At 71.6% G+C, this 11,696-nt stretch carries 4 protein-coding genes; 3 read left to right on the top strand and 1 reads right to left on the bottom strand.

Annotated elements, in window-relative coordinates; genetic code table 11:
* The first annotated feature begins 2 nt into the window (after positions 1–2).
* Positions 3–1,454 carry an RNB domain-containing ribonuclease gene (locus ACFPYL_RS19235; RefSeq protein WP_379158033.1) on the top strand — a complete coding sequence of 484 codons (1,452 nt, stop codon included), beginning with the start codon at positions 3–5 and terminating at the stop codon, positions 1,452–1,454.
* A 21-nt stretch (positions 1,455–1,475) separates the two neighbouring features.
* Complete coding sequence (locus ACFPYL_RS19230; protein ID WP_379158030.1) at positions 1,476–2,681, top strand: acyltransferase family protein; 1,206 nt, start codon at positions 1,476–1,478, stop codon at positions 2,679–2,681.
* Between the two features lie 22 nt (positions 2,682–2,703).
* On the opposite strand, the gene ACFPYL_RS19225 is transcribed toward ACFPYL_RS19230, so the two are convergent.
* A complete protein-coding gene (locus tag ACFPYL_RS19225; RefSeq protein WP_379158027.1) occupies positions 2,704–2,946 on the bottom strand; it encodes a hypothetical protein in 243 nt (80 codons plus the stop codon).
* 164 nt (positions 2,947–3,110) lie between these two features.
* Here ACFPYL_RS19225 and ACFPYL_RS19220 point away from each other — a divergent pair, with 164 nt between their 5' ends.
* On the top strand, positions 3,111–11,504 hold the full coding sequence (locus tag ACFPYL_RS19220) for a PKD domain-containing protein (protein WP_379158025.1): 8,394 nt from the start codon (positions 3,111–3,113) through the stop codon (positions 11,502–11,504).
* Positions 11,505–11,696: the final 192 nt, after the last annotated feature.

Below are 11,696 nucleotides of genomic sequence, written 5' to 3'. Positions count from 1 at the left end.
GTATGCCGAGCAGTCGCGTCGTCCGGGTCCGGTCCGTCGATGACGGGGTGGCCGCCGCCACGCTGCGGGGAGGCATCGAGGCGATCCTGACCGAGCTGGATGTCTCCCCGACGTTCCCGCCCGAGGTCGAGGCGGCCGCCGAGGCCGCAGCCGCCGCACCGCGCCTGCCGGAGCTGGACCGCACCGACGTCGCCTTCGTGACGATCGACCCCGACGGCGCGCGCGACCTCGACCAGGCCATGCACCTCTCGCGGGGCGACGACGGCGGCTACGTCGTCCGCTACGCGATCGCCGACGTCGCGGCGTTCGTGGCGGCCGGGGACCCGGTCGACGTGGAGGCGCACAAGCGCGGGGAGACGTTGTACGGCGCGGACACCAAGGTCCCGCTGCACCCGCCCGTGCTCAGCGAGGGCGCCGCGTCGCTGCTGCCCGACCAGGTGCGCCCGGCCCTGCTGTGGACGATCCGGCTCGACGCCGAGGGCACGCGCACCGACGTACAGGTGGAGCGGGCGCGGGTGCGCTCGACCGCCCAGCTCACCTACGAGCAGGTGCAGGGCGCGCTCGACGACGGCACCGCCGACGAGTCGATGGTGCTGCTCAAGGAGGTCGGCGAGATCCGGATCGCCCGCGAGGCGTCCCGGGGCGGCGTCTCGCTGCCGCTGCCCGAGCAGGACGTCGACGTGCAGGGGGAGCGCTGGCACCTGGAGTTCCGCGAGCAGCTGCCCGTCGAGCGCTGGAACGCCCAGATCTCGCTGCTCACCGGCTTCGCGGCCGCCGACCTGATGATGTACGCCCGGGTCGGCCTGCTGCGCACCCTGCCGCTGCCGGACCCGCGCGACGTACAACGCCTGCACCGCACCGCCCGCGCGCTCGGCATCGAGTGGCCCGCCGAGCTCCTCTACCCCGACTTCATCCGCTCGCTCGACCCGTCGATCCCCGCGCACGCCGCGATGGTCAACGCCTGCGCGCGGCTGTTGAGGGGCAGCGGCTACGTCGCCTTTGACGGCGAGGTCCCCGCCCAGCCGCTGCACTCCGCGCTGGCCGAGGAGTACGCCCACGTCACCGCGCCGCTGCGCCGCCTCGGGGACCGGTACGCCGGCGAGGTCTGCCTCGCCCTCTGCGCCGGCACCGAGATCCCGGACTGGGTGCACGCCGCCCTGCCCGGCCTCCCCAAGACCCTGCAGGGGTCGGCCTCGAAGGCGCACGCCTACGAGCGCGCCGTCCTCGACCTCGTCGAGGCCGGCGTCCTCGCCGACGACGTGGGGGAGACCTTCGCCGGTGTCGTCGTCGACGTGGACGAGAAGGACCCGCACCGCGGCGTCGTCGTCGTGCACGACCCCGACGTCGAGGCGCGCGTGGTCTCCGGCGCGCCGCTCCCGCTGGGCACCGACGTACGGGTGAGGCTCTCGGTGGCCGACGTCGCCACCCGCAAGGTCGAGTTCACGCTCGACTGAGCAGAAACTAGAGTCCGCCCAGTGACAGTGACCGAGGGGACGGCGCACCCGCCGACCGCGATCGTGCGGGACCGCTTCGAGGGCATCGAGGGCCTGCGGGGGATCGCGGCCCTCAGCGTCCTCGTCCACCACACGGCCAACTACCTCAGCATCTCGGCCAATGCCGGCCAGGTCGGGGTGCTCACGACGCTGCTCACCCACGGGCTGACGCTGTTCTTCGCGCTGTCCGGCTTCCTGCTCTACAAGCCGTTCGCCGACGCGATCCTCGGGCACCGCGACTTCCCATCGATCCGCCGGTACGCCGGCAGCCGGTTCCTGCGGATCTACCCGCCGTACCTCGCGATCTTCCTGCTGTCCGCGTTCGTCCTCGGCGCCGTCTGGCTGGACGGCGGACCCGGCCTGAGCACCGGCGACATCGCGGGCCGGATGACCGACCCGGGGGACATCCTGGCGAACCTGTTCGTGGCGCAGTCGTACGTCCCCTCGGCGATGCTGACGGGCATCGCCCCGGCATGGTCGCTGACGGCGGAGATCGCCTTCTACGTCGTGATGCCGGTCCTGGCGTACGGCGCGTACCGGCTCGGCAGCGTGGTGTCGAAGCGGTCCGCGGTCCTGCTGCCACCGCTGGTGCTGATCGCGGTCGGGCTGGCCACCCGGGCCTGGATCACCCACCAGGTCGCGCAGCTGCCACCCGGCGGCGCCACCCCGTGGTTGTGGGGCCACACCTGGACCGCCGTGCTGTCCCGGAGCCTGCTCGCGCAGGCCGACCTCTTCGGCTACGGGATGCTGGTCGCGGTCGTGCTGAGCATCGCCGCCGGTCGCCTCCGCGCCTCGGCCGTCGTCTGCGCCCTGCTGGTCGCGGCCGCCCTCGTGCTGCTCTACCACGTCGCCTACCACGCGTCCTCGTCGTACGCCGCCGTGATCGCCGGCATCGCCTCCGCGCTCGTCATCGCGGCCGTGGCCGTGCCCTCGCGGTCCGGCCCGAGCTGGCTCGCCTCGGTGCTGCGCCTGCAGCCGTTCGCCTACCTGGGCCTGATCAGCTACAGCGTCTACCTCTGGCACCTGCCGGTGATCTGGTGGCTGATGGACCACGACCTCGTCGCCGGCCTGGGGCTGCGCGGGTTCGCGGTCAACGTGCTCCTCGTCGCCGCTGTCACCATCGCCCTGTCCTCGCTGACCTACCGCTTCGTGGAGAAGCCCGCGCTGTCCCTCAAGCGCAAGCTGTGACCCGGGGATCGACCTAGTCGACCTAGTCGACCTGGTCGTCCGTCGGTCGCACGTGTGCCGCCGCGACCCACCCCATGTGCGCGTGTGCCTTGAGGTTGCCGCCGCCGTCCACCCACACCACCAGCGCTTCCCAGCTCCCGCGACCGTCGACCCGCCAGTCGATCAGCACCCCGGCGTACCGGTACGCCGCGCTGCCGGTCACGTTGACCCAGACATGGCGCGGCGTCGTGTGACCACGCTGTCCTGATCCGTCCCCCGCCCTCACGCCACTCAGACTAGAACATGTGTTCGAGTGCCCGATCTGTCGGGCCACACCTGTCCTAGTCCGGTTTGGGTCGATTGTGTTGACCGCCGGTCAAGCGCGCCTGGCGTCGTTATCTTGTCGTCGCCGGTTGCGCGGGGCGCCGGCGTCACGGGGGCGAGGTCGGCGTGCTCGGAAGGCGGGTCGGAGTACCGCTGGTGGTCGTCGCGGCGCTGTTCGTCGCGCTGATGGCCCCGGCGCACGCGGCGGTCTGGGTCGGCTGGTCGACCTCGAGTCGCGCCTTCACCCCCAACGGCGACGGCAACGAGGACACGTTCGGCGCCCAGCTCTACCTCTCCGAGTCGGCCAACGTGACCGTCGAGGCGCGCAACGAGCTCGGGACCACGGTCGCCACGCTGACGAGCGACGAGTCGTTCCCGGGCGGCTACCGGTGGTTCGAGTGGGACGGCCACGACAGCACGGGCGCCGTCGTGCCGGCGGGGCTCTACACGCTGGTGGCCGAGGCGGTCGGCCGCGACGGAGGGGCGGAGACCGCCCGGCTCGACACCGAGGTCGTGGTCCGCAGCGCCGGTGTCGTCTCGTCGCCCGATCCGGGTGCCTCGCTGTCAGGCGACGTCTCCGTGGTGGTGGACCCGACGGCCGGCGTCGAGGTGGACCAGGTGTCGTTCTACCTGCCGGGCTGCGGGTGGCGGACGGCGGACGATCCGTCGGACGACGGGTCGTGGGTGGTCTCGGGCGACGTGTCCGGGTGTACGGCGGGGGAGCAGACGCTGACGGTGTCGATCACCTGGCTGGACCGGTTCGGTGTAGGGCACAGCCACGTGGTCGAGCGGCCGGTGGTGGTGCTGGACGAGGGCGCGCCGTCGGTGTCGGAACACGACAGTGGTCCGCGGGTCCTGACGTTGCAGGGTCCGGACCAGCCGACGGACGCGTATGCCTACTTCCGGTGCTCGGACGCCTCGCCGGTGACCTGGTCGGACTTCGAGCTGCGGGATGCGTCGGGCGTGGTGGTGCGCACGGTCGGTCCGGCGTACGGCGCGGGGCCGCGGACGTGCGGTCAGTGGTGGACGGACAACTATGCGAGCTTCCCGGGGCGTGACGAGGCGGGTGAGCTGCTGGCTGACGGCGACTACACGCTGGTCGGCACGGTCACCGACCCGGGCGGTCTGAGCGGCACGGTCGAGGTGCCCTTCGAGGTCGACTACCGGGTCCCGGGTGCGGTGTCGGCTCCCGAGGCCGGTGCGAGCCTGTCGGGTGAGGTGTCGCTGTCGGTGATGCCGGCAGCGGGCACCGACGTGGACCAGGTGTCGTTCTACCTGCCGGGGTGCTCGTGGTGGACGTCGTACGACCCGGGCGAGGACGGGTCGTTCGCGGTGTCAGTCGACGTGTCCGCGTGCACGTCCGGCGAGCAGACGCTGACGACGTCGATCACCTGGCTCGACCACTTCGGTGTGGGGCACAGCTACCAGGTCGAGCGGCCCGTGACGGTGCTGGACGAGGGAGCGCCGCAGGTCTCGGTCTACGACCGCGGGCCGCGGGTGCTGGCCTTGACCGGTCCGGGAGCGGTGGCAGACGCGTATGCCTATTTCCGGTGCTCGGACAGCTCGCCGGTGACCTGGTCGGACTTCGAGCTGAAGGACGCCTCGGGTGCGGTGGTCCGCACGGTCCCGCCGGCGTACGGCGCCGGACCGCGGTCGTGCGGGCAGTGGTGGACCGACAACTACGTGAGCTTCCCGGGACGTGACGACGCCGACGAGCTGCTCGCCGACGGCGAGTACACGCTGGTCGGGACCGTCACCGACGCCGGTGGGCTGAGCAGCACGGTCGAGGTGCCGTTCGACGTCGACTACCGGGTCCCCGGCGCCGTGACGTCGCCCGACCCAGGTGCGTCGTTGTCGGGTGAGGTGTCGCTCGTCGTGACACCCACGGCCGGTGTCGACGTGGACCAGGTGTCCTTCTACCTGCCGGGGTGCGGGTGGCGGACGTCGTACGACCCGGCGGAGGACGGGTCGTACGTCGTGCCGACGGACGTGTCGGCGTGCACGGCGGGGGAGCAGACGCTGACGGCCTCGATCACGTGGCTGGACCGCTTCGGGATGGGCCACAGCTACCAGGTCGAGCGGCAGGTGACGGTGCTCGACGACGACCCGCCGCGGCTCTCCGTCCGCTACCAGGGCGCGCGGGTGCTGACCCTCTCCGGTCCGGGACAGACACCGGACGGCTACGTCGGGTTCGAGTGCACGGACAGCTCGCCGGTGACCTGGTCGGACTTCGAGCTGAAGGACTCGTCCGGCGCGGTCGTACGCACGATCCCGCCGGCGTACGGCGCCGGACCGCGCTCGTGCGCCGACTACGGGTACGACGACAACTACGTGAGCTTCCCCGGGCGTGACGACGCAGATGAGCTGCTGCCGGACGGCGAGTACACGCTGGTCGGCACGATCACCGACGCGGGTGGCCTGAGCGACACCATCGAGGTGCCGTTCGAGGTCGACTACCGGGTGCCCGGGACCCTCGCCAGGCCGGACGCCGGCGCGACGCTGTCGGGGCGGCCGGCGTTCGTCTTCCAACCCGCCGCGGCCTTCGCCGACGCCACCGACCAGGTCAGCCTCTGGCTGGCGGGGCGGACCTTCACGATCTACAACGCGGCCGCCAACGGGCAGTGGCGCACCACGCACGCGATGGGCGGCTTCGACGCGGGGCCGGCCACCCTCTACACGACCGTCTACTGGCACGACCGGTTCGGCGCGCAGCACTCCTACACGCTGCCGGAGCGGGAGGTCGCGATCGACCCGACCGCGATCCCGCTCGACGCGACGATCGACCCGGCGACCGGCCAGGCCCCTGTCGAGACGACGCTGAAGGTCACGACGTCGGACCCCAACGACCAGACGGTGCTCGTCCGCGTCGACTGGGCGGACGGGTCGCCGATCCAGACGTCCAACGTCGCCTCGCCGTACGGCGAGCAGACCTATCAGCACACCTTCGACGCGCCCGGCGTCTACCCGGTCTTCGTCTCCGTCTCGAACGGCGCCGGCGGCTACTCGTCGAAGACGCTGTCCGTCACCGCCACCGGCAAACCGAACACGGCCCCGACCCTGACGAGCACGGTCACGCCCACATCGGGTGCGGCGCCGCTCGACGTGGCCGTCACGATGGCGGCGTCCGACGCCGACGACGACGCACTCACCTACAAGGTCGACTTCGGCGACGGCACCGCCCCGGCCACCGGGCCCTACCCGCCCGCGGGGCCGGTGCAGCACCGCTACGGGCGGCCCGGCACGTTCCAGGTCAAGACGACGGTGACCGACGGTCGGCTCAGCGCCGCCAAGGTGACCCGGGTGACGGCCGTGCTCCCGGAGCCCGTCTCCGCGAACGCCGGGGACGACCAGGTCGTCGAGGCCGGTCAGCCGGTCTCCTTCGACGGCGGCGCCTCGCGACCGGCGGCCATGCTCACCTCGTACGCCTGGACCTTCGGCGACGGCGGCAGCGGCTCGGGTGCGCAGACGACGCACACGTATGCCAAGCCCGGCCGCTACACGGTGACCCTGCGGGCCGCCGCCGGGTCGGAGAGCGCCACCGACACCGCGATCGTCGACGTCGTCGCACCGGAGCCGCTGAAGGGACTCTTCGTCACCGTCAGCGGTTCGAGCGGACCGATCAGCGGGGCCGAGGTGACCGTGGTCGCGCCGGACGGCACGCGCCTGACCGGCACCTCCGGCGGCGACGGCGTCGCCCGGATCCAGGGACTGCCCGACGGCCCCGTCAGCGCCTACGTCTGGGCCGATGGCTACCGGCCCGCCTCCGTCGCCGCCCAGCTGGCGGACGGTCGCGCCGACGCGACCGTCACTCTGGAGACCGGCGAGGTCGGCTCGGTCACGCTCGACCAGCACGAGATGACGATCGAGGAGATCCAGGACGCCGGCATCGACGTCGCCGACCCGGAGAACTACCACGTCTACGAAGCGACCATCAACCTGTTCTTCGTGCCGGACGTCCCGGCCGCCGACGTACCGCCGCCGCAGGAGATCAGCGTCTACGTCACGCCGACGGGCGTCATCTGCTACGACAACTGCGGCAACGACGGTGGCGGGGGCGGCGGCGGTGACGGCGGGGGTGGCGGCGTCGTCACGTTCGGCGACTACCAGTGGATCCCGGAGGTCACGTACGTCGAGGAGGCGCCGGTCATCCAGTGGCTGGTGCTGCCGATGCGGGCCTCGTGGCTCAAGGAGTTCTTCGAGGTCAAGCTGGTCGTCTCCAACCTGACGACGGGCTTCACGTTCACCGACGGCGTCGCGTCCCTCCCGCTCCCGTCCGGGCTGAGCCTGGCACCGACGGCCACGCCCCAGCAGGCCACGCAGGCGGTCGGCGACGTGCCGGGCGGCGGGAGCAGGAGCGTCACCTGGATAGTCCGGGGCGACGAGGAGGGTGCCTACGACATCGAGGCGGAGTACTCGGCCACGGTCTCCCCGCTCGACAAGACCGTCCGGCTGGTCGGCCGATCCCGAGACCCGTTGAAGGTCGACGGCGCCGGCGCACTCGAGACGTCGATCGTGCTGGACTGCCGGGCCACGCGGTGGGCGCCGTACGCCTTCGACGTGCGCGTGCACAACGTCTCGACGGCCCCGGTCTACAACTTCCAGGTCGAGATGCTCGACCGTGCGGCCGACGCTCCGGAGACGCAGGCCGACTTCTTCTACGCCCCGTCACCGGCCCAGGTGCAGGGCACGGCGGCGATCGCGCCCGATGGCTATTGGACGGCGTCGTACGTCGTCTATCCGGGCCTCGGCAACGATGAGGTGAAGCAACTGCGGCTGGTGCTGGGCAGCTCGTTCGTGCAACGGACCGGAGGAGACGTCGACCTCGCCCCGAAGCTCGAGACCCGCGACGACCCCTGCCCGGAGGACCCGAACGTCGGGGACTCCTCGCTCGCCCCGCGGACCACGCCGATCACGGTCACCATCCCGCCGGCGGGTGACAGGGCCGAGCTCACCTGGGCCCGGCCTGCGGCGCCGGACGGGCTGCACGTCACCGGCTACACGCTCTACGCGCGGCAGTCGCTGCGCGGCGGCGGGTGGACGGTCGTCAACGACCACATCGCGACGCACAGCGACGGCGACGAGTCCTACACGATCCCGGCCAGCCAGCACGCCATCGGCCGCTACTACGCCCTCGGGACGCTCTACTCCGACGGCAGCGTGCACTTCCAGCACCAGCTCGGCATCGGACCGGCCCGCTACGTCGCGCTCGGCGACTCGTTCTCGGCCGGAGAGGGCGTCCCGGCGTTCGAGCCGGGGACGGCCAAGGACTACAGCCCGGTGACCAACCACGAGAAGTACGGCGACGACAACCTGTGCCACCGCTCCGCTCAGGGCTCCTACAGCCGGATCCTGGCGAACGACCGGTCGTTGGGGCTCGAGCCGGCCGTCTTCCACGCCTGCTCCGGTGCCGTGGCTGCCGACATCTGGTCCGACAACCGCAAGGAGGGCAACGAGAACGTCCGGGCGCAGGACCAGGAGGTCAACCAGTTCACCGACGTCGTGACGATGACGCTCGGCGGCAACGACATCGGCTTCGCCGACATCGCGCAGTCCTGCGTGATCTTCGACTGCACCGGGCAGATCCTCGCGGGGAAGATCATCGGGGACAACCCGATCCTCAACGAGGTCGCGCAGATGTGGGACTACAAGTCCGCCGTCGACGAACGGATCTCAACGCTGATCGGCGGCGGCAAGTGCCTGCACGGGATCGAGAAGGCGGTGAAGATCGCCCAGGTCTGGTGCGCCGTCCAGGTGGCGCGCTCCATCAACAAGGTCGTGGAGATGGGCACCATCGACCCGGACCGCTTCTCCAGTCCTCGCAACCTCACCGGCGGCCAGCTCGAGGACCGGCTGGTCCGTGCCTACACCGACATCGCCACCCGGGCGCCGCACGCGCGGATCTACGTCGGCGGCTACCCGCAGCTGGTCGACATGAACGGCTCGGCGACCTGCGACCTCTTGCTCGAGGACCTGCCGGTGGTCCTGAGCCTGGGCAAGAACGAGCGCACGTTCGTCTACTGGTTGGTGGCCGAGCTCAACGACCGCATCCAGGCGGCGATCGCCACGGCCAACAAGGAGCTGGGCGGCCGCATCAGCTACGTCGACGCGTCGCCCGCCACGGCGTTCGGTGGCAAGGAGCTCTGCCGCGGAGACCGGCTCAACGAGAGCTCGGGCTTCAACTCCGTCGTGAACCCGTACTTCTCGACGCCCAACAACTACGGCCCGGTCGCCTTCTCCCTGCACCCCAACAAGTACGGCCAGCAGGCCTACGCCACCGAGTTCAAGGGGGCGATGGGCGACGACCTGAAGAAGAACCTGCTGTCATACCCGGGCCAGGACTCTCCGGCCGGCGACGTCTTCGTGCCGTACGGCGCCCGCAACCTCACGGTGACGACGTCCATCCCCGGCAGCACCGTGACCCCGAGGATCTACTCGCCCAGCGGCGACCTGGTGCCGCCGGACGCACCCGGGGTGAGCGTCACCTCCACGGCGACGACCACGACGACCGTGATCACGGACCCGGCTCCCGGGACCTGGCGGGTCGAGGTCCACGGTGACGACGTGGCCGAGGACGGTGAGCCCACGACGGTGATGGCGTACGCCGAACCGGCGCCGGTGACCCCACCCGAGGCACACGCGACGGCGCACACGGTCTCCGGCACGGTCGTCGAGTTCGACGGGTCGACGTCGACGGCGGGCGCCGGCGCGACGTACCGCTGGGTGTTCTCGGACGGGGCGAGCGCCAACGGGGTGACCGTGCAGCACGACTTCGGGGACGCCCCGAGCCGGTCGGCGACGCTGGAGGTCGCGGACGACAGCGGCACGTCGTTCGACGGTGCCGGGATCGAGCTGCCCAACCACGCGCCGGTCGCGCAGCCGGACACGGCGGCGACCCCGAAGGACGTGACGCTCGACCTCCCCGCTCCGGGGCTCCTCGCGAACGACAGCGACGCCGACGACGACCTGATCTGGTCGACGGTGGTCACCGAGCCGGTGCACGGCACCCTGACGCTGCTCAACACGGGTGCACTGACCTACGTCCCCGAGCCGGGCTGGGAGGGCTACGACACCTTCACGTACGCCACCGCGGACGGCGACGCGACGTCGGAGCCGGCGACCGTCCGGATCAAGGTCGGGAACCCCAGGACCAGCCCCGCGATCACCCTCGACGTCCCGACCTCCGCGACGTACGGCACCGCCGTGCCGGTCTCCGTCGAGGTGGTCGCCGACCCGCCGCCCACCGCGAAGGCGACCGTCAGCCTCGACGGCGCCCCGCTCGGTGACGTCGTGCTCGTCGAGGGCGTCGGCTCGATCGACGTGCCGGCCGGGACCGCCGCAGGCACGCACACGCTCGTGGCGTCGTACGCCGGCGACGACGCGGTGCTCGCCGGTGCGTCGGGGGAGTCGACCCTGACGATCGCCAAGCAGACGCCGACGGTGGAGATCGCCGCGCCCGCGTCGACGACGTACGGCACCGCCACCTCGGTGACGGTGACGGTCGGTGGCGCCGGGCCGTTCCCCGGCGCGATCGGGCTGAAGGTCGGGTCCACGGCACTGACCGCGACGTCGACCGCCGCCCGCTCCGCCGTCTTCGCACTGCCGACCGACGTGGAGCCGGGCGAGCGTGCGCTGACAGCGACGTACGCCGGCGACGGCAACCACGCCGACGCCAGTGCTAGCAAGCAGGTCACCGTCACGCCGGCCACGTTCGCCCTGGCGTCCGGGCCCTCCATCTCCGGCTCTCCGGTCGAGGGTGCGACGCTCACGGCGCAGCCGGGCAGCTGGAGCCCCGAGCCGGACGAACTCGGCTATCGGTGGACCGCCGGAGGCGATGACATCCCGGGCGCCACGTCGTCGACGTACGTGCTCACCTCGGCCGAGGTCGGCGACGTCATCCGCGTGGTCGTCACCGGCTCCCGCCACGGCCACACCACCCGGTCGGCCACCTCCGACGCCACCGGGCCCGTGGCGCGGCGGACCATCCTCAACACCACCCGTCCGAAGGTGTCGGGGGTCGCCACGGTCGGCCGCCCCCTCACCGCCTCCGGCGGCACCTGGACTCCCAGCGACGCGACCCTCACCTACCAGTGGTTGTCCAACGGCGCGACCATCCCGGGAGCCACCGCCACGACGCTCGTGGTCGGTCCCACCCTGGCCGGCCGCACGCTCACGGTCCGGGTGACCGCCACGAAGGCCGGTTACGGCTCCACCACCGAGACGTCAGCGCCCACCCGCGCGGTGGCCCGCGGCACCATCAAGATGCTCGCCCGCCCGACCATCACCGGCTCCAGGCTCGTCGGTCGCAAGCTCACCGCCAGCCCCGGCCGCTGGAGCCCCACGGGCGTCAAGGTCACCTACCAGTGGCTCCGCAACGGCACCGCCATCCCCGGCGCCACCGCCCGCCAGCTCAAGCTCTCCAAGGCCGACGCCGGCCGCACCCTCACCGTCCGCGTCACCGCGACGCTGACGGGCTACAACAAGGCCACTGGGACATCGGCCGGCGCGAAGGTGAAGCGCTGACACCTCGGCGTGGTGCGGACGGGCTGGCCTGTAGGCCGGGGCCGGTTCTCGCACAAATGTTCGTTTGTGGAAACTGACGGAAAATGCCATCTGACCTGCGGAAACGCTGATCCTGAGTGATGGTCCGGAACGGAGGTTGACGAACTTCTTGCGGACTCTGGGCGGACTGAATCGGAGCTAGCGCCTGCACGC

Source organism: Nocardioides hankookensis (assembly GCF_042658885.1).
Taxonomy (GTDB): Bacteria; Actinomycetota; Actinomycetes; order Propionibacteriales; family Nocardioidaceae; genus Nocardioides; species Nocardioides hankookensis.
The sequence above is the reverse complement of the archived record's forward strand: the minus strand, read 5'-3'. Positions and strand labels throughout refer to the sequence as shown.

What these genes read in the sequence shown, in the direction of transcription:
- ACFPYL_RS19235 (WP_379158033.1), top strand. Translation starts at nt 3, where the DNA reads ATGCCGAGCAGTCGCGTCGTCCGGGTCCGGTCCGTCGATGACGGGGTG.